This window comes from Thermococcus coalescens (assembly GCF_055392585.1).
On sequence record NZ_AP043764.1, the window covers coordinates 105,619 to 123,300 of the forward strand.

Sequence of the window (17,682 nt, forward strand, 5' to 3'; positions counted from 1 at the left end):
CCTCTCACCTGAACCCGGCTGGGAGTTAGGGTTTTTAAATGTGAGGTTGAGGTTCTTATCATGCCGCGGATACTCATCACGAACGACGATGGAATTTATTCAAAGGGCATCCGTGCCGCCGTTGAGGCCGTCCAAGACCTTGGCGAGGTGTATGTGGTTGCCCCCCTCTTCCAGAGGAGCGCCAGCGGGAGGGCCATGACCCTCCACAGACCCCTCCGGGCGAAGCTCGTTGACGTCCCCGGCGCAAAGATTGCCTACGGTCTTGATGGAATGCCCGTGGACTGTGTAATCTTTGCTCTCGCGCGATTCACCGACTTCGACCTCGCCATAAGCGGGATAAACCTCGGCGAGAACCTCAGCACAGAGATAACCGTTTCCGGAACGGCGTCTGCCGCCATTGAGACCGCCACGCACGGCATCCCCAGCATAGCCGTGAGTCTCGAAGTTGACTGGAGAAAAACCCTCAGTGAGGGGGAGGGAATAGACTTCTCCGTTGCATCGCACTTCCTGAGGAGGATAGCCAAGGCGGTTCTTGAGAGGGGATTTCCCGATGGCGTTGACATGCTCAACGTAAACGTGCCCAGAGATGCCACGCCGGAGACGGAGATAGTGGTGACAAGGCTCGCCAGGAGGAGATACCGCCCGACCATAGAGGAGCGCCTCGACCCGAGGGGACATCCCTATTACTGGATAGTCGGAAGGAAGTGTGAAAAGTTCGAGCCCGGAACCGACGCCTACGTCCTGAAGGTCGAGAGGAAGGTCAGCGTTACGCCGATAAACATAGATATGACCGCCAGTGTAAATTTGGAAGAGATAGAGAGGCTGTTCTAAGCCTCCCCGAAAATCCTCTCCACGAACCACTTCTCGTCGAAGGGCTTCAAATCGTCGTAGCCCTGACCGACGCCGACGAAGAGTATCGGGGCACCGATCGCGTGGCTTATACTGAGCGCCGCCCCTCCTCTTGCGTCCGCATCCAGCTTCGTGAGGATTACCCCGTCGATCTTTACCGCCTCGTTGAACTGCTTCGCCTGCTCGACGACGGAGTTGCCGGCGAGGCTGTCGCCGACGAATATCACCAGGTCTGGTTTGGTTACGCGCGCTATCTTCTTCATCTCGTCCATGAGGTTTCTGTTCAGCTCGTTCCTTCCCGCGGTGTCGATGAGGACGACGTCGAGTCCCCTCGCCTTTGCGTGCTGGATGGCGTCGTAGGCGACGGCCGCTGGGTCGGCACCATAGGAGTGCTTTATGACCTTGACACCAACGCGCTTTGCGTGCTCTTCAACCTGTTCTATCGCCCCGGCTCTAAAGGTGTCGCTGGCGGCTATGACAACGCTCAAACCGTTCTTCTTGAGCCAGTGGGCGAGCTTGGCTATGGTCGTTGTCTTACCGGAACCGTTGAAGCCCACGAAGGCTATAACGAAGGGCTTCTCCTCCTTTGACCTGATCAGCTCAAGGAGATCTATCCTCCTCTCGGGTGTTAGAACCTCAAGCACGGCTTCACGGACGGCCTCTTCAACCAGCGCCTTTTTGTTAGTTCCAATCTTGACCCTCTGGCCGACGAGCTTTTCTTTTATCCTCTCCTTGAGCTCCTCGACGGTTTCAAGGGCAACATCTGCCTCAAGAAGCTCTATTTCCAGATCCCAGAGCGCATTTTCCACGTCCTTCTCACTTATTTCAGTCTGTGAGACCTTGTCCACGAATGATCCTAACTTCTCCTTGAGTTTTCCCAGCATTTTTTACCACCCTATGAGCGAGGGACTTATGCATATATAATAATTATGAATGCCCTCGGCGATAGCTGGTGTCATCACACTTCAGACCCGAAACCGCTCGTCATCGGGCGGAGTTGGCTCGGAGTCACCGTTTATAAATTCAGTACCTCCTCACGTAGGTTTTGCTTTCAGCGACCCTTCCGTCTTCCAGCCGCATGACGTCCACCCTTTCGAAGCCAACTGTTTCCCTCTTGTAAGCTATTATATAATCAATGAATCTCATTAGTCCATAGCGGGTTATTGAGTCCTTCACGTACTTGTGCTCGTAGAGCAGGACGAGTCTGTCCCTATGCGAGGCGAGCCACTCTTTTAACTTCTCCCTCTCGGCCTTTGAGCGCGAAAGGGGATTGATGATGAGATAGACTTCAAAGTCGTCGCTCTCAAAGGGTGAGCCTATGTAGGTATTGCCATTGACCTGGAACGGCAGGTACTCGGCAAGTATGCGCCTTCCTCCCTTTGCCCATGCGTTCAGGTATATCCTCGCAAGTCTCTTTCCGCCGCCGGTGATTAAAACGACCCCCGAATCCAGTTCGGCTATTTTCTTCAGCATGGCCATCACAAAAAACTTTTACTCCGAGGTTAAAATTCTTTCCCGTGTTTTCGGTTTTGTGACCACCGCAAAGTATATATTTTCGCCACCTATATACATCTGCAAAACTCGCGGAGGGTCTCAGATGAGGAAGTGGTTAAGCCTGTTTTTAATCGGCCTCTTGGCCATAAGCGTCGTGGCTAGTGGCTGTATATCTCCTGGAGGAAACGAAACCTCCACACAGACCAAAGGCAAGATTGCCATCGTCTATGATGTTGGTGGAAGGGGTGACCTGAGCTTCAACGACATGGCATACCTTGGTGCCAAAAAGGCATCCGAGGACTTCAACCTTGAGCTTGTCGAGCTTCAGAGCAACACGGAGGACGACTACGTCAAGAACCTTGAAACCCTGGCCCAGCAGGGTGACTACCTCGTTATAATCGCGGTTGGTTTCATGATGACCGACGCTGTCAAGAAGGTCGCCGCGGAGTATCCGAACCAGCACTTTGCAATCATCGATGGTTTTGACCCGGAGATGCCCGACAACGTCATGATGATACTCTTCAAGGAGAACGAGGGCTCCGCACTCATAGGCGCTCTCTCTGCTCTCATTGCCGCCGAGAGCGGTAAGGACAAGGTTGGAATCGTCCTTGGAATGGAGATACCTGTTCTCTACAAGTTCGAGGGCGGCTACCGCTTCGGTGTTGCCTGGGCCGAGGACTACTACAAGCAGAAGACCGGAAAGGACGTTAAGATAGACGTTCTCTACCAGTACACCGGAACCTTCACCGACCCCGCCAAGGGCTACCAGGCCGCCAAGGCCCAGCTTGACCAGGGCGCCTGGGTCATCTACCAGGTCGCCGGCGGAACCGGTGTCGGTGTGTTCCAGGCCGTTGAGGAGTACCTCAAGGCCCACAACCAGAAGATGGGCCCGCCCTTCGCCGTCGGTGTTGACTCGGCCCAGGACTGGATCAAGCCCGGAGCGATCATCGCCAGTATGATGAAGCGCGTTGACGTCGGTGTTTACACCGCCGTCAAGGACGCCGTTGAGGGCAACTTCAAGGGCGGTGTCGTCGAGCTCGGCCTCAAGGAGAACGGTGTCGGCGTCAGCACCGTTGACGACGTCATGGCCATGTTCGACTCACTCCCGGCTGACACCCAGCAGCAGAAGCTTAAGGAGCTTGGATTCACCAACAAGGACGAGCTCAGGAAGTACCTTGAGGACACCAGGAAGCAGGTTCCGGACTGGATCTGGCAGGCAGTCGACGAGCTCAAGCAGAAGATAATCAGCGGCGAGATCAAGGTTCCAAAGGCGTTCAACAAGGACGAGATCGAGGCCATAAGGAATGCCAAGACCTGGCAGGAAATGATGCAGCTTGCCAAGTGATTTTCTTTAAATCTTATTTTTTATCTGCCAAATTTTGTGCGTAGATTCTTTAAATTTCCGGGGGTGCTTGCATGGGAGAGACTCCAATACTAGAGATGAAGGGAATAGTGAAGGTGTATCCCGACGGCACAAGGGCTCTCAAGGGTGTTGATCTAACTGTGTATCAGGGCGAGATACTCGGCCTCCTGGGTGAGAACGGCGCCGGAAAGACGACCCTCATGAAAATTCTCTTTGGAATGCTCCATCCGACCGCGGGTAAAATCTACGTCCGCGGTAAGGAGACCCGCTTTAAGAGCCCAGCCGATGCCCTCGCAAACGGCATCGGTATGGTTCACCAGCACTTCACCCTCGTTGAGGTTTTTGATGCTCTTCACAACATAATCCTTGGAATGGAAGGGCACGGAATGTTTTCGAAGATAGATGTTGATGCCGCCCGCGAGAAGCTCCAGAGGCTTATGGAGGATCTAAACTTCAAAGTGCCCCTCGATGTTCCGGTGGAGGAACTTCCCGTTGGAGTCCAGCAGAGAATTGAGATACTCAAGATGCTCTTCAGAGACGTTGACGTTCTCATACTCGACGAGCCAACGGCAGTGCTGACACCCATTGAGGTCGAGGAGCTCTTTGCCGTCCTTAAGAAGCTGAAGGCCGAGGGCAAGACGATAATCTTCATCAGCCACAAGCTCAACGAGGTCATGGAGCTCACCGACCGCGTTACGGTCATCAGGAAGGGTGAAGTCATTGGAACAGTCAACACGAGCGAGGCAACTCCCCAGTTGCTGGCCAGGATGATGGTTGGAAGGGACGTGGTTCTCAGAATACAGAAGCCGCCGAAAGAACCCGGAAAGCCGATACTTGAGATCAAAAACCTCTGGGTCAAGGGCGACAGGGGAGAGGATGCTGTTAAAGGCCTGTCCTTTGAGGTGAGGGCCGGCGAAATATTTGGAATAGCCGGGGTCGAGGGAAATGGACAGACGGAACTCATAGAAGCCATCACCGGACTTAGAAAGCCCGAAAAGGGAGAGGTACTCTTAAACGGCCAGGATATCACTGGAAGGCCTCCAAAGGAACTTTATGATGCGGGAATGGCACACATACCGGAGGACAGGACTCACATGGGTTTGATACTTGAAATGACCGTTACCGAGAACGCCATACTCGGACTTCAGTGGAGAAAGGAATTTCAGCGCTGGAAGGGCACCATAGACTGGGGCAAGGCAAAGAAGCACACGATGGGGCTCATCGAGCAGTTCGAAATATCCGCTCCAGGAGTGGACGCCCCTGTCAAGAGCCTCAGCGGTGGAAACCAGCAGAAGCTCATCGTGGCAAGGGAGGTCAGCAAGCAGCCAGTCCTTATAATAGCCTCCCAGCCGACGCGCGGTGTTGATGTTGCATCCACAGAGTACATCCGCAACTACCTTGTGAAGCTCAGAAACGAGGGCAAGGCCGTCCTTCTGGTCTCAGCCGACCTCGATGAGGTCGTGCAGCTCAGCGACAGGATGGGAATAATCTACGAGGGCGAGTTCATGGGCGTTGTAAAGCCCGAGGAGGTCACCACAGAGGAGATAGGAATGATGATGGGGGGAATACGCTATGAAGAGCTCAAAAAGTGATGCCCTTAAGTTCTTCAACTTCAAAGCTCTCATCGAGAGCCTCATAGCCATCTTCGTCGGCTTCCTCCTGGGAGCCATAGTGCTCTTGACCTTTGGCTACAGTCCGGTTGAAACATACTACTGGCTCTTTAAGGGTGCCCTCGGCTCAACCAACGGTATAGCCAGCACCCTCGCGTACTCCACCCCGATAATGCTCACGGCACTCACGTTTGCCATAAGCGCCAGGACTGGAATATTCAACATAGGTGCCGAAGGTTCATTCTACTTCGGCGCGATAGCGGCAGTCATATTCACCAACATATGGGGCAACATGTGGTTTGGCCTCGCAATGGGCATGCTCCTCGGTGCGCTCTGGAGCCTCCCCGCGGCCTTCCTTAAGGTCTACCGCGGTGTCCACGAGGTCATATCCACCATCATGCTCAACTGGATAGCGTGGTTCTTTGTCCTCTGGCTCGTCGTCGGCCCCTACGCCAACCCCAACGACCCCAACAAGACCATAAGGATACCGGAGAGTGCCAGGCTCCCCCTGATAGGGAACACTGACCTCTCAATAGCTTTCATAATTGCAGTCATCGCCTCAGTCCTAACGTACTACCTCCTCTGGCACACAGTCTTCGGGTTTGGTATGAGGGCAAGTGGAATTAACCCGAAAGCGGCAAGATACGGTGGTGTTAACCCGAACAAAGCGATAATATGGTCCTTTGTTATAGGCGGAATCATGAGCGGTCTTGGTGGTGCCATGAAGATCATGGGCGAGCCGCCGACGTACGCCATAAGCCAGGGAATGGCCAACGTGTATGGCCTTGGTTTCGACGGAATAGGCGTCGCCCTCGTTGGCAGAAACCACCCCCTGGGCATAATCTTTGCGGCAATATTCTTTGGAATGCTCCGCGCAGGAACCCCAATGATGCAGATTGGGGCGCAGGTGCCCCTGGAGATTATCAAAGTCATACAGGGCATCATAGTTATCACGGTTGCGATACCGGGACTTTATGACCTCATCAAGAAGGCTTTTAGGAGGGGGGAGGCCTGATGGATCTCGGATCAATAATCTCTATCCTGATTACCTCCCTCATGGCCATGGTGCCCATAGTGCTAACGAGCGTCGGTGCTGTCTGGAGCGAGAGGGCAGGTGTGGTCAGCATCGGCTATGAGGGAGTCCTCTTAATGAGTGCGTTCTTTGGCGCCATAGTGGCAGAGATTACCGGTAGCGGGATCATGGGGCTTGTCGGTGGCATAGCCACGGGCATCATCTTTGGAATCCTCCACGGAGTTCTCACGGTCTACCTCAAGGGTGACCACATCATACCCGGTATAGGCATCAACCTGCTGGCTATGGGCGTTGTTCCCTTCGGCATACTCGCCTACTGGGGAACCGCCGGTCAGCACCAGGTCGCTGTTACTCTCTGGAGCTGGAACACCAAGTACGGCAAGATAAGCCCGATGATTTTCGTTACCATAGCAATAGCGGTAATAACCTGGTGGGTGCTCTTCAAGACCCCTCTAGGTCTCCGCGTCCGCTCCGTCGGTGAAAACCCGGAGGCCGCGGATGCACTTGGTATCAACGTCGAGAAGTACAGGTTCTGGTCAACGGTCTATGGACACGCCCTGGCCGGTCTCGGAGGAGCCTATATGAGCGTTGCCTGGCTTGGAGTCGTTCAGAAGACCATGTCCGCTGGCAGGGGATTCATAGCACTCGCCAACATGGTCTTCAGCGGCTGGAACCCCCTCGTTGCTCTCCTCGGTGGCTGGCTGTTTGGTTTCTTCGACGCACTGGCGGCGTGGCTGGCACCGCTCCACATAATACCCGGGCAGTTCATCCTCATGCTGCCCTACATAATGACCCTCATCATCGTTGCAGGGATCATCGGAAAAGCCAGGCCGCCGAAGTGGGACGGAAGGCCCTACAAGAGGGAGTGATTCCCCTTTTCCACTTTTGTTTAAAGAAACGAGAAGGGCATCATTTCTTGATGACGACACCGAGGGCAGTCCCCAGAACGATCCCGACCACGAGGGAGATGACAACGTACCTCGTCACGTCCGTTCTCACCACAGGCTCCTTTTCAGGTGCTCCTCCAAGGGCTCTGACCACCGCCGCGCTGTTTTCGATGAGCATCTCCGTGTACGGAGTGTCCTTCCAGAAGACCCTTATCTCCGCGGAGGGCTTCCCGCTCTTGGCCGAGAGCTCCCTTGCGGCCTCCTTCAGCTGATCCGGGCTATCCATAGCATAGACTATAACGTCCGATTTGAGTGCCGCCGAAACGAGTTCGTCTACCCCCATCGCGGGAACCTCTTCCTCGGGTTTTATGGACGCTATCGCCTTGATTCCAAGCCACTCTATTGCGTACTGATCCGCGGGCATCTGGATCACGGCACTTTTTTCACCCCCGACGAGGCCCTTATAGGAGCGGACCACAGTCATCACCCGGTTCTCAAAGCTCTCATACTCCGCCCGGTAAACGTTGGCGTTGGCCCCATCGGTTCTTTCAAGCGCCTTTTCCGTGGCCCTTGCTATGGAGAGGGCGTTGGTCGGGTCTAGCCAGATGCCGTGGGGGTTGTCTTTGTTGCCGTACCAGTGCTCGGGGAGATAGCGAAAGCCCTCCCGCTTGTAGTCGTCAATGAACAGAACTTCCCCGCTTATCGTGCCCTCCTTCTTCAGCTCATCTATTCTTTTCTCAACCGGAAGATGGCCACCCGTTGTTACTATCACGTCCGCCCTCCGAAGGAGTTCTATCTGACTCGCCGTGAGCTGGTACTCATGGGGGTCCGCCCCGGGAGGAATTATATAGACCACATCCGCGGAGTTGCCGAAGGCATCTTGGACTATCGCGGCAAGGGGTGCTATGCTGGTCACGATTAGCGGTCTCCCGGAAGAGCCCCACGAGAACGGCATCATCATACCGGCGAACATCATGATGAGCATAACCGTTGCCGGTGTCCTTGCCCCCATTTTCGGTCACCCTAATCCGGTTGGGAGGGTGGCCTTTAAAGGTTGTCGGAAATGACTATGGGCCGCAGGGCCGGGTATTCAGCGACCCCGGTTGTTACTGCCCCCGGGAAATGTTAATGAAAAAAGGAATAGCCCCACTTCAGCCGCTGGCATCCCCATGAGGGGAGTCTTCTTCTTTTCCGTTTCCGTTGCTCTTGATGTGGGGTTTGCCGATGGCTATGGTGAACCCCTTGAAGCTGTCGTCCTTCCTGTTGAATTCTATGGCCAGAGGAAGGCCGTTGTCCTCGTTGAAGACTATCCTCACAATTCTGGCGCGTGAGTGGTCGTTCAGGTAGTCCTCTTTGAGGTCATCGTAGTCTTCGAGAACCCTGTCTATGCTTTCGCTGTGCATGTCGTAGATTTCCCGGGCATAAACACTGTGGCTCCGGATTTCTTCGACCTTTTTATCCTTATTCAAACTACCACTTCCTGGGCTTCATGGGGCTTTGCGCCACGCTCCCTCCCGGAACTTAAAAACCTTCCTGCGCTCGGCCATACGGAGGGCTTCCTCAAGCCTGCCCTTCGGAACCTCCATTCCATGGAGTTCCTTGAACAGCTCGATGATTTCATCTGTGGTTAGGGCCTCCTTCTCCTCGAAGAGGTTGCTGACGAGGTTTATCATGTCTTCAACGAAGTTCCATGGGAAGACTATCCACGCCCAGTCGATCTCCTCGCCGTAGTAGTCCGGCTTGAAGCGGGAGCCCTTTATGGTGAGCAGTGTTGCGACCCTTATCTCGGCGGGCTTCTGGCCCTCGACGTAGTTCTTTGCGAGGGTCAGGCTCTCACCGGTGTCGCTGATGTCGTCAACGATGAGAACCTTCTTGCCGCTCATGTCGTAGTTGCTGCCGTACTTCAGCTTCGCCTTTCCGTCCGGGGTCGCTGTGACGCCCCAGTGCTCGACCTTGAGGCTGACGAGATCTTTGACTCCCAGGTAGTCGCAGTAGAGCCTCGCTGCAACCCAGCCGCCCCTTGCGAGGCCAACTATGACGTCAGGCCTCCATCCGTCCTCCAGAACCTTCCAGGCGCCTTCCTTTGCCCACCTTTCTATGTCATCCCAAGAAGCGAGATAAGCCGGAAACTTCTTCATTGTATTTCCCTTAACGGAGCAAGGGGAAGGTTATATTTAAGCGTTACGCTCGGAGCTTTGACGTAAATATGGCAAAGGAAAGTGGAGAAATCAAACCTTAACCCTCTTCCATATCGTCCCCTGGGGTGTGTCTTCGAGCTGAATGCCCATCTCCCTGAGCTCCGCCCTTATCTTGTCTGCTAGGGCGAAGTTCTTCTCCTTCCTGAGCTGGGCACGGACCTCTATGAGCAGTTCGATGAGCGCCTCCTCCTCGCCGGCCCTCTGCTCCCTGAAGTAGTCTTCGAAGATGCCGAAGACCTCGCTGACTATCCTGAAGAACTCCATCGCCTTGCGGAGGATGCTCTCCTTTGGCCTCTCGACCCTGCTCAGGTACCTGTTCACGGCACCGCTGACCTCAAAGACGGCCTTCATGGCTTCAGCCGTGTTGAAGTCGTCGTCCATGGCTTCATAGAACTTCTCTCTCGCGTTCCTGATGGCCTCGTAGGCCTCGAACTCTTCCTGGCCCCACTTGAAGGAAAGCTCCGCCCTCTCCATAGCCACACGGATGTTTTCAAGGGTGTTGTATAGCCTCTCCAGGTTGTTCCTGGCGTGTTCCATGCCCTCTTCCGTGTAGTCGAGCGGTGAGCGGTAGTGCCTCTGGAGGACGAAGAGCCTTATGACCTCGGGGTCGTAGCGTTTCAGGGCTTCCCTTATCGTCACGAAGTTTCCGAGGCTCTTGCTCATCTTCTCTCCGTTCACCATCAGGAACCCGGTGTGGAGCCAGTACCTGACCCACTGCTGGCCGGTGCAGGCCTCTGTCTGGGCGATCTCGTTCTCGTGGTGCGGGAAGATGAGGTCGTTCCCGCCGCCGTGGATGTCGAAGCTCTCGCCGAGGTACTTCGTGCTCATCGTGGAGCACTCTATGTGCCAGCCGGGCCTTCCCTCGCCCCAGGGGCTTTCCCACTTCGGCTCCCCGGGCTTCGCCTTCTTCCAGAGGGCAAAGTCCTCCGGGTTCTTCTTGTCCTCACCGGGCTCGACGCGCGCCCCTTTCCTGAGCTCCTCAAGTTTTATCCCGCTGAGCTTTCCGTAGTCCTTGAACTTCTGAACCTCGAAGTAGACCCCATCGCTCCCCTCGTAGGCGTACCCCTTCTCCTGGAGCTTCTCCACGAAACCTATGATGTCCTCGATGTGCTCGGTAACGCGGGGATAGATGTCTGCCGGCTTAACCTTCAGTGCCTCCATGTCCTCCAGAAAGTACCTCAGGAACTTCTCCGCGAGCTCCTTCGGGTCTTCGCCGGTCTCGTTGGCCCTCCGGATTATCTTGTCGTCTATGTCGGTGAAGTTCATGACCATGAGGACAGTATAACCGCGGTGCTCCAAGTATCTCCGGATAACGTCAAAGGCTATGTATGTCCTCGCGTGGCCGATGTGGGTGTAATCGTAAACGGTCGGCCCGCACACGTACATCCTGACCTCTCCGTCTCTCAAAGGCCTGAACTCCTCCTTCTGCTTTGTCAGGGTGTTGTACACTCTTATGGCCATCTTCTCACCACCGAGGGAACTTTGCAAGGTTCTTTTATTAGGTTATCGTTTGTGGAGGACACCCACCTTTTTCATTGCCATCACGACGAGTGCCCCTACCCCGGACAGGATACCTGCCCCAATGAACGCGGGGGAGTAGTCAAGTGAGCCCCCCATGATCCACGAGGCCACCGTCGGGGAGAGGGAGGCCAGCCCAAAGGCAGTGAACACGAGACCGTAGTTGGCGCCCATGTTTTTGACACCGAACGCCAGCGCCGTCAGGGTGGGGAAAGACGCGAGTGTCACGGCAAAGCTCCAGCCGATGATGGCGCTGGCGAGGTAAAGGGAGATGTCGCCGGTGGCCAGGAACGGGAAGGCCAGGAGCGTCACCGCCTGGAGGATGTACGTAACGTCCATGACCATCAGCGGGCCGTACCTGTCGTTGAGCATCCCGGAGAGCGGCCTCCCGAATCCGTTGAAGAAGGAAAATATCGAGATGGCCAGGGCGGCACGGGCGGGACTTAAACCCAGCACCTGCTCCCCGTAGGCCGGAACGAGGCCTATTACTATGAACCCGCCGGCTGCAACCAGAGCGAAGGTAAGCCATACCGTCCAGAAGGTGACCGTTCGAACGGCTTCTCTCGGCCCAATGTCGGTCTCATGGCCGGGACTTCTTTTCCTGGCCGGCACATGGAAGCTTTTCGGGGGATTCTTGACCAGCAGGGATGCCAGAAGACCGAGTCCCCCGGTTATAAAGCCGAGGGCAAGGAAGGTCGTGGGTATCCCGAGGGTCGGTATCAGGTGTCTGGCCTTCAGCGGGGCGAAGAGCATTGCGGCTATCCCAAACCCCATCACGGCTATCGAGATGGCAAGAGCCGGCCTGTCCGGGAACCACTTCCTTGCCGGAGGCGTCGTCGATGCGTAAACCAGGCCGCAGCCGATGCCACCTATGAGGCCGTAAGTGAGCGCGAGCCATACCGGCGTCTGAAACCTCCCAACGAGGGATGCTAACGAGTACGCCACCACGAACAGCAGGGAGCCGAGCATGGCTGTCTTCCTGGGCCCGTTGACGTCCTGCATCCTGCCCGCGGGAAACATCGTCAGTGTGAAGACGATCATGAACACGGTGTACGGCAAAACCGCCTCGGCCCTGCTCCAGCCAAATGTCTCCATCATGGGGTTGACGAAGACACCCCACGCGTATGAGATTCCTCCAACGAGGCCCATCAGAAAGGTTCCTACAAGAACTACCCATCTCTGTGTATTCGTCACCACTTTTCCCAACATGTCCTGAAATGAACGTCTTAAAACCCTTTCGGATTCCGCCCCGGCAAAAGCTTAAAAACCGACTCCTTCAATCGGGGTTAGAGCAGTGAAAGGAGGTTACGGTGATGAAGGTTCAGAAGGGAGACGTCATAAAGCTCCACTACACCGGAAAGGTCAAGGAGACCGGTGAGATATTCGACACCACCTTTGAGGATGTTGCCAAGGAGGCCGGGATATACTCCGAGAAGGGAATCTACGGCCCGGTTCCTATGGCGGTCGGAGCCGGCCACGTTCTCAAGGGTCTCGATGAGCAGCTTGAGGGCCTTGAGGTCGGAAAGAAGTACGAGATAATCGTCCCGCCCGAAAAGGGCTTTGGAAAGCGCGACCCCAAGCTGATAAAGACCTTCACCCTTGGCCAGTTCAGGAGGCAGGGCATCTACCCGTTCCCCGGAATGCCCGTCGAGATCGAGACCGAGAGCGGAAGGAAGCTCAAGGGCAAGGTTCTCACGGTCAGCGGTGGCAGGGTGAGGGTTGACTTCAACCATCCATACGCCGGCAAGCACCTCATCTATGAGGTCGAGATCGTCGAGAAGATCGAAGACCCGATCGAGAAGGTCAAGGCCCTCATAGAGCTCCGCATGCCGATGGTCGACACGGAGAAAGTCATCATTGAGGTCGGCGAGAAGGACGTTACCGTTGACTTTGGCCAGCTCCTCAATGAAATCGACAAGAACACCCTCGTCCTCGGTGAGATACTCCTTGAGAGCGACCTCAAGTTCATAGGCTACGAGGAGGTCAGCTTCAAGCCCTCAGTCGACGAGCTTCTCAAGCCTCCAGAGGAGAAAGAGGTCGTCGAGCTTGAGGAAGAGGTCAGCGAGCCTCTCGTTGAGAGGGCAGAGGGATCAGAAGAGGCTGAGGAAAAGGTGGAAGAGACAAAGGAGGAACCCGAGGCCGGGAAGGTCGAGGAGAAGACGGAAGAAGCTGTCGAAGAGAAGGCCGAAGAACCGAAGGAAACCAAGGAGGCCGAGGAGCCAAAGAAGGAAGAAAAGCCCAGGAGGAAGACCACGAGGAAGAGCACCAAGGGCAGGAAAACCAGAAGGACGACTACCAAGAAGACCACCAGCAAAAAGAAGACCAAGGCCGCCGAGGAGAAGAGGGAATCCGGAGAGGAGTGAAAGGCTTTTATTCCCCTTCTCCAACTTTTCTCCATGAGGGTTGGGAGAAACCCCTGGGTTCTATACATTGCACTGCTGCCGTTCATTCTCCTCGTTCGCTACAGTGGTGGAGGTATCTTTCGGTGGGCGGGCCACAATTTCCTCCTCTACTTCGCCGCGCCCCTGCTCCTCGCAAGGCTGCTCGGATTCAAACCCTCCGAACTGGGTGTGCAGATCGGAAAGAAGGACGGGTATAAATGGGCGCTGATACTGTTTCTGCTGGCAATCCCCCTGAGTTTCTACGGCACGAGGGTGCCGGAGATGAAGAACTACTACCCGATATTTGAGTACTCCGGCTGGGGCGATTTTTTCCTCAAGGAGCTGGCGGTCGGGGTGATAATGTTCTCCCACGAGGCGTTTTACAGAGGGATTGTCCTCTTTCCGCTTGCCAAGAAGAACGAGTGGCTTGGCATACTCGCACAGGATGTCCCCTACACCCTCGTGCACATCGGCAAGCCGGGCATAGAGGTTCCATACTCGTTCGTAGCGGGGATAATCTTCGCCAAGCTCGACCTAAAGAGTGAGAGCTTTCTTCCAAGCTTCCTGCTCCACTGGTTCGGGTCGGTTCTCTTCGACCTGCTCTGCGTCCTCCTCTGAGCGAAAGTCCTATTTAGTAGGAGGTGCAAACCGTTTCCATGTTCGGCTTTGAGATATACACCGGACGCCGCTACTGGGAAATCGACCTGCTGCGGGGCGTCGGAATAACGATGATGGTGATCTCGAACTTTGTAACCGACCTTCAGCTGTTTCTCAATTACTCCTCCCACAGGACTTTCTGGCTGGGGTTCGCCATAACCACCGCCACGATATTCGTCTTCGCCTCCGGCCTCTCGATGTGGATAAGCTACTCCCGTACGCTGGGGAAAAAGCCCAACCCCTACTGGAAGTACCTCAGGCGCTTTTTCAGGCTCTTCGGCCTTGGGCTGATGATTACGGCCACCACATATTTCCTGGGCATGACGATCCATTTCGGAATCCTCCATTTCCTTGGACTTGCGACGCTCCTTGGAGTGCTTTTTTTCAGATTCGGCCGTCTTAATGCTCTCTGGGCGCTGTTTTTCATCCTGGGGCATCTGGTTCTCCGAAACTTCCACGATGGGCTCTGGCTTCTGCCGGTTGGAGTCCTACCTGAGAACTACTTCGCCCCGGATTACTTCCCCATATTCCCCTGGTTCGGTGTCTTCCTTCTCGGGATGACTGCAGGGAGCGTTTTCTATCCGGACGGGAGGAGAAAAAGAGAGATAGGTCTTCCATCGAGCCCGCTGGTTCACTTCGTCGCCTTCGCCGGGAGGCACACCCTCCTGATTTACGTGGTTCACCAGCCGATCCTCGTGGGCCTGCTGAGGCTCATCTACGGCCCTCTTCCCGGCCTTCCAGTTTAGTCTGAAGCCGGGCCGTCCCGTAGCCGACGAAGAGCACCCTGTCAGGGTCCAGGGCTTTTAGGACCTCCGGCCTGTGTGTGATTATGAGCGCCGTTATGCCAGCTTCCCTTATTATCTCGGCGACTTTCTTGGCCACCCTCATGGCCGTGAGCGTATCGAGGTGTGCCGCGAACTCGTCCATCAGGAGGAGATTGGGCTTTTCGGCCAGAAGGGACGCTATCTTTGCCCGCTCCTTCTGTCCGGTGCTCAGCTCCGAGAACTTGGCCCGATACAGCACCGCATCGCTCAAGCCTGCCCTGTTGAGTATCTCCACGGCGGCATTTATGTCCTTAATCTTCCTGTAAACGTGCTCCAGTATGCTCTCGGAGGCGAAGTTCGGCTCGAACTCGCCAGGAATCATGACTGAAACTTTGGCGTTGTCCGGAACCTCTATCTCACCGCTCGTGGGCCTAAAGCGCTCCTCCCACCAGCCGTTGGCCGCTCCGAGTATGAGCCTCAGGAGCGTTGTCTTTCCCGCACCGCTGGCACCGACGACCGCTATCAGCTCCCCGGGCTCTATCTCGAAGTTGAGGTTCCTCAGGACGGGTCTCTGAATAACGCGGTGTCTCACGCCAAAGGCCTTCAGCAGTTCCTGTATCTCCTCAGGCAACCCCTTGATGTCGAGCTCGCTCTCGAAGACCTTGGAGACGTTTTTGAAGACTATCGGTCCGTCCAAGGGCTCAACCCTCCCGTAGCTCGGACGCCACAGTCTCCCATCCTCCGGCGCGTGGGGGTCTTCTTTCAGGAAGCGCGCTATGTACTCCTTGGCTTCTTCAGTGAGGGGATAGAAAAGCACCGGCCTCCCGCTCGCGGTCTCCCAGAGGAACCTGAAGCCGACCTTCTCGAAGAAGGGATTGTAGCGGGCCATCTGGGCTATCGTCTCAACGATGTGCTTCCTCTTTCTCATCTCGGGAATTCTGCGTTCGGCGACCCACTCAAGGGCGGATTTAACGCTCAGCTGACCGAGACCGTCGGAGCGGTAGTCGGGGTGAACGACGACCCTTGCAATCCTCGCCCCGGAGGTGTTGGTCTCGGCCAAAGCCTTCCACTTGGCCTCTTCCCAGAGATACGACCGCGCCACTTTTTTCCTGTACTTTTTCTTCAGCTCCTCGTAGAGCTCCTTCATTGTCTTCTCGGGCCAGAAGGCCGGATGGAACCAGTCCTCCGGGAATACCTTTTCGCGGATGTTTCTTTCGACGTCGCCGTTGGGCAGTCTGCGGTGCATGAGGGGTATCGGGGGGTCAATACGGACATAACTCAGAACCCTAGGCTCGTACTCTGCCCTTTCCACCAGTTCGACTATGAGGAACCTCGAAGCGGGTGTCGAGCCCTTTATCTCAAGTATATGCACTTCCTCGCTTCCGCAGACCGGGCAGGCACCCCTCGTGTTTGCTTCGAAGACGTGTCCGTTCTCACAGCGCCATAGGGCGACCTTCTCCTTTTGGCTGGCGTAGTGGTACTGCTCAAGCTCGGCTATGGCCTCAAAATCGCTCTCGTACTTTGCCTCCCTCGCCCTGAGTCTGTAGGTGTAGAGAAGCTCTCCGGTGATCGGTGAGTAGCGCTTTGCCTCAAGTTCCCTCTCCCATAAAGGCCAGACTGGAATTCTGTCCCCCCCGTAGAACCTCCAGAGCCGGTAGTCGTCGAAGTCCAGGACTTTGACCCCGTTTCTATCCTTCGGCTCCTTCAGTATCTCTATCTCTACCTCATCGCCCGTCAAAAACCACTGGGCCACGGTGCCGGTCATGTAGAGCCTGAGCCTCTCCCCACTGCTCTCAACCTCAAGGATTCCAAACCAGCGGTGCTTGAAGCGCGGGATTTCGCTCCCGACAACCTTCCCGCGTATCCTCATGAGAACCCCCCTATGACCTCGTCGCGAAAGGTTATAACGTTAGCCCAGCAGGAACCTCACCCTCTCAACTACCCCCTCCGAACTTCTCTCAAAGATCAAAACCTCGTCCCCTTGCCCGGTTCCGGAGGTGGTGGACTATGTCAGGCATCTCGCGAGCCCCACTCCATGGTTCCCTCCCGGCCTTCTTCATTTCCCCCGGTTCTTCTCTCTTGTTGCAGAAGGGAACCCCAAAGGCCGAGCCCCTTGGCTCTCTCAATAAGTTCCTCCGCGTAGCAGAGGTTGAAAACAGCTCTAACTTCAGGATGGAACATCCTCATCTTCAGCAAAGTCCCCCAGGTGGTCGCTGGCATTAAGCTCAACCAGACCAGCAGGCTTTATCGTTTCTCCGTAGAGAAATATTCTCCTCTTTCCAGCTAAGGCCTTTTTGAAGTCCGTTGTCAGGACGAAGTTCGTGCTGACCTCCATCACGTGAGGGTTGAAGAGCTTATCTGTCTCCACTAGTCCATTTGTGGCTCCTTAAGTTCTCCCCCTGCCTCTCCACTTCTGCGAATCCCTTTGGGTTCCCGAAGGGAGTTGACGGCCTTTGCCCACGCTTTGAGGCTTCTACTGCTCCCTCGACGAAGCTCTTTGCCTTCTCAATTACATCTGCCACATAGAGGCTGTTTCTGAAAGGCCTGTACGTTATTTCAAACTCGTCGAGGATTTCTCTCGCGCTCTCTTGGACGACGACGCGGTTGAAGCCCCTTGGGCCTCCCCAGATTTCGCCGCCAACGGAGAGCTTCTTCTCGAAGATGGCCACCTTGGCACCTCCCTTGGCGAGGTAGTAGCCGGCCACCATTCCGGAGGGGCCGGCACCGACTATCGCCACGTCGAGATGGAGGTTCTCCATGAGGTCGTTGAAGTAGGCTTCAACTATCGCCCTGCTTATCTCGATCTCCCTCATGTCCACCACCCAAAACCTTTTAAGTCGTCTTCAAAACTGAGTTTTGAAATCCAAAAACTTTGTTATAAATGGGTTTTAAAGTCAGCTACAGAGAGGGCTAAAAAGATTATAAAAT

18 protein-coding genes and 1 pseudogene are annotated in these 17,682 nt (G+C 55.4%); 8 read left to right on the forward strand and 11 right to left on the reverse strand.

What is annotated here, in order from left to right; translation table 11 throughout:
• The first annotated feature begins 60 nt into the window (after positions 1-60).
• Positions 61-831: a 5'/3'-nucleotidase SurE gene (gene surE / locus ACZ5M3_RS00645; RefSeq protein ID WP_464839816.1), complete on the forward strand. Its 771-nt coding sequence runs from the start codon at positions 61-63 to the stop codon at positions 829-831.
• Here the strand turns inward: surE and ftsY are convergent.
• Entirely contained in the window at positions 828-1,733 is a 906-nt protein-coding gene (ftsY, locus tag ACZ5M3_RS00650; protein ID WP_464839817.1) for a signal recognition particle-docking protein FtsY, read from the reverse strand. The two genes, surE and ftsY, sit on opposite strands and share 4 nt — an antisense overlap.
• 139 nt (positions 1,734-1,872) lie before the next feature.
• Positions 1,873-2,322 (reverse strand): hypothetical protein, encoded by a 450-nt coding sequence (locus ACZ5M3_RS00655; protein ID WP_464840989.1) that lies wholly within the window; start codon positions 2,320-2,322, stop codon positions 1,873-1,875.
• A gap of 124 nt (positions 2,323-2,446) precedes the next feature.
• Here ACZ5M3_RS00655 and ACZ5M3_RS00660 point away from each other — a divergent pair, with 124 nt between their 5' ends.
• The 4 genes from ACZ5M3_RS00660 (at position 2,447) to ACZ5M3_RS00675 (ending at position 7,218) form a co-directional block, all read left to right on the forward strand.
• Positions 2,447-3,688: a BMP family lipoprotein gene (locus tag ACZ5M3_RS00660; RefSeq protein WP_464839818.1), complete on the forward strand. Its 1,242-nt coding sequence runs from the start codon at positions 2,447-2,449 to the stop codon at positions 3,686-3,688.
• 71 nt (positions 3,689-3,759) lie between these two features.
• Entirely contained in the window at positions 3,760-5,298 is a 1,539-nt protein-coding gene (locus ACZ5M3_RS00665) for an ABC transporter ATP-binding protein (RefSeq protein ID WP_464839819.1), read from the forward strand.
• The gene (locus ACZ5M3_RS00670) at positions 5,279-6,331 is read left to right on the forward strand and encodes an ABC transporter permease (protein WP_464839820.1); all 1,053 of its coding nucleotides are present in this window, start codon (positions 5,279-5,281) and stop codon (positions 6,329-6,331) included. The genes ACZ5M3_RS00665 and ACZ5M3_RS00670 overlap by 20 nt, the downstream gene beginning before the upstream one ends.
• On the forward strand, positions 6,331-7,218 hold the full coding sequence (locus tag ACZ5M3_RS00675) for an ABC transporter permease (protein ID WP_464839821.1): 888 nt from the start codon (positions 6,331-6,333) through the stop codon (positions 7,216-7,218). The genes ACZ5M3_RS00670 and ACZ5M3_RS00675 overlap by 1 nt, the downstream gene beginning before the upstream one ends.
• Before the next feature lie 40 nt (positions 7,219-7,258).
• Here the strand turns inward: ACZ5M3_RS00675 and ACZ5M3_RS00680 are convergent, their stop codons facing one another.
• The 5 genes from ACZ5M3_RS00680 to ACZ5M3_RS00700 form a co-directional block, all read right to left on the reverse strand.
• Positions 7,259-8,212, reverse strand: coding sequence for a metal ABC transporter solute-binding protein, Zn/Mn family (locus ACZ5M3_RS00680; protein ID WP_464840991.1), 954 nt, complete (start codon positions 8,210-8,212; stop codon positions 7,259-7,261).
• Positions 8,213-8,387: 175 nt separating this feature from the next.
• Positions 8,388-8,705: a hypothetical protein gene (locus ACZ5M3_RS00685; RefSeq protein ID WP_297091197.1), complete on the reverse strand. Its 318-nt coding sequence runs from the start codon at positions 8,703-8,705 to the stop codon at positions 8,388-8,390.
• A gap of 18 nt (positions 8,706-8,723) precedes the next feature.
• Positions 8,724-9,374: a phosphoribosyltransferase gene (locus ACZ5M3_RS00690; protein WP_464839822.1), complete on the reverse strand. Its 651-nt coding sequence runs from the start codon at positions 9,372-9,374 to the stop codon at positions 8,724-8,726.
• A gap of 90 nt (positions 9,375-9,464) precedes the next feature.
• Positions 9,465-10,895 (reverse strand): cysteine--tRNA ligase, encoded by a 1,431-nt coding sequence (gene cysS, locus ACZ5M3_RS00695; RefSeq protein ID WP_464839823.1) that lies wholly within the window; start codon positions 10,893-10,895, stop codon positions 9,465-9,467.
• A 42-nt stretch (positions 10,896-10,937) separates the two neighbouring features.
• Positions 10,938-12,161 carry an L-lactate MFS transporter gene (locus ACZ5M3_RS00700; RefSeq protein ID WP_464839824.1) on the reverse strand — a complete coding sequence of 408 codons (1,224 nt, stop codon included), beginning with the start codon at positions 12,159-12,161 and terminating at the stop codon, positions 10,938-10,940.
• A 101-nt stretch (positions 12,162-12,262) separates the two neighbouring features.
• Here ACZ5M3_RS00700 and ACZ5M3_RS00705 point away from each other — a divergent pair, with 101 nt between their 5' ends.
• From ACZ5M3_RS00705 to ACZ5M3_RS00715, 3 genes are read left to right on the forward strand one after another with little or no spacing between them, the layout of a single operon-like run.
• Positions 12,263-13,315: an FKBP-type peptidyl-prolyl cis-trans isomerase gene (locus ACZ5M3_RS00705; RefSeq protein ID WP_464839825.1), complete on the forward strand. Its 1,053-nt coding sequence runs from the start codon at positions 12,263-12,265 to the stop codon at positions 13,313-13,315.
• A 33-nt stretch (positions 13,316-13,348) separates the two neighbouring features.
• Positions 13,349-13,951, forward strand: a complete 603-nt coding sequence (gene mrtA / locus ACZ5M3_RS00710) for a CPBP family archaeomyxosortase MrtA (protein WP_464839826.1) — start codon at positions 13,349-13,351, stop codon at positions 13,949-13,951.
• Positions 13,952-13,989: 38 nt separating this feature from the next.
• On the forward strand, positions 13,990-14,736 hold the full coding sequence (locus tag ACZ5M3_RS00715) for a heparan-alpha-glucosaminide N-acetyltransferase (RefSeq protein ID WP_464839827.1): 747 nt from the start codon (positions 13,990-13,992) through the stop codon (positions 14,734-14,736).
• Here ACZ5M3_RS00715 and ACZ5M3_RS00720 read toward each other — a convergent pair.
• The 4 genes and pseudogenes from ACZ5M3_RS00720 to ACZ5M3_RS00735 form a co-directional block, all read right to left on the reverse strand.
• The gene (locus tag ACZ5M3_RS00720; protein WP_464839828.1) at positions 14,702-16,624 is read right to left on the reverse strand and encodes an ATP-binding cassette domain-containing protein; all 1,923 of its coding nucleotides are present in this window, start codon (positions 16,622-16,624) and stop codon (positions 14,702-14,704) included. The genes ACZ5M3_RS00715 and ACZ5M3_RS00720 overlap by 35 nt on opposite strands.
• A 140-nt stretch (positions 16,625-16,764) precedes the next feature.
• Positions 16,765-16,974 carry a thiamine-phosphate synthase family protein gene (locus ACZ5M3_RS00725; protein ID WP_464839829.1) on the reverse strand — a complete coding sequence of 70 codons (210 nt, stop codon included), beginning with the start codon at positions 16,972-16,974 and terminating at the stop codon, positions 16,765-16,767.
• Positions 16,922-17,122: a hypothetical protein gene (locus ACZ5M3_RS00730; RefSeq protein ID WP_464839830.1), complete on the reverse strand. Its 201-nt coding sequence runs from the start codon at positions 17,120-17,122 to the stop codon at positions 16,922-16,924. Before ACZ5M3_RS00730 ends, ACZ5M3_RS00725 begins: the two co-directional genes overlap by 53 nt.
• Before the next feature lie 100 nt (positions 17,123-17,222).
• A pseudogene (locus tag ACZ5M3_RS00735) lies at positions 17,223-17,567 on the reverse strand (NAD(P)-binding protein); the annotation flags it as partial.
• Positions 17,568-17,682: the final 115 nt, after the last annotated feature.

Coding starts and splice junctions, on each gene's coding strand:
- surE (WP_464839816.1), top strand. CDS start 61: ATGCCGCGGATACTCATCACGAACGACGATGGAATTTATTCAAAGGGC.
- ftsY (WP_464839817.1), bottom strand. CDS start 1,733: ATGCTGGGAAAACTCAAGGAGAAGTTAGGATCATTCGTGGACAAGGTC.
- ACZ5M3_RS00655 (WP_464840989.1), bottom strand. CDS start 2,322: ATGCTGAAGAAAATAGCCGAACTGGATTCGGGGGTCGTTTTAATCACC.
- ACZ5M3_RS00660 (WP_464839818.1), top strand. CDS start 2,447: ATGAGGAAGTGGTTAAGCCTGTTTTTAATCGGCCTCTTGGCCATAAGC.
- ACZ5M3_RS00665 (WP_464839819.1), top strand. CDS start 3,760: ATGGGAGAGACTCCAATACTAGAGATGAAGGGAATAGTGAAGGTGTAT.
- ACZ5M3_RS00670 (WP_464839820.1), top strand. CDS start 5,279: ATGAAGAGCTCAAAAAGTGATGCCCTTAAGTTCTTCAACTTCAAAGCT.
- ACZ5M3_RS00675 (WP_464839821.1), top strand. CDS start 6,331: ATGGATCTCGGATCAATAATCTCTATCCTGATTACCTCCCTCATGGCC.
- ACZ5M3_RS00680 (WP_464840991.1), bottom strand. CDS start 8,212: ATGATGTTCGCCGGTATGATGATGCCGTTCTCGTGGGGCTCTTCCGGG.
- ACZ5M3_RS00690 (WP_464839822.1), bottom strand. CDS start 9,374: ATGAAGAAGTTTCCGGCTTATCTCGCTTCTTGGGATGACATAGAAAGG.
- cysS (WP_464839823.1), bottom strand. CDS start 10,895: ATGGCCATAAGAGTGTACAACACCCTGACAAAGCAGAAGGAGGAGTTC.
- ACZ5M3_RS00700 (WP_464839824.1), bottom strand. CDS start 12,161: ATGTTGGGAAAAGTGGTGACGAATACACAGAGATGGGTAGTTCTTGTA.
- mrtA (WP_464839826.1), top strand. CDS start 13,349: ATGAGGGTTGGGAGAAACCCCTGGGTTCTATACATTGCACTGCTGCCG.
- ACZ5M3_RS00715 (WP_464839827.1), top strand. CDS start 13,990: ATGTTCGGCTTTGAGATATACACCGGACGCCGCTACTGGGAAATCGAC.
- ACZ5M3_RS00720 (WP_464839828.1), bottom strand. CDS start 16,624: ATGAGGATACGCGGGAAGGTTGTCGGGAGCGAAATCCCGCGCTTCAAG.
- ACZ5M3_RS00725 (WP_464839829.1), bottom strand. CDS start 16,974: ATGCCAGCGACCACCTGGGGGACTTTGCTGAAGATGAGGATGTTCCAT.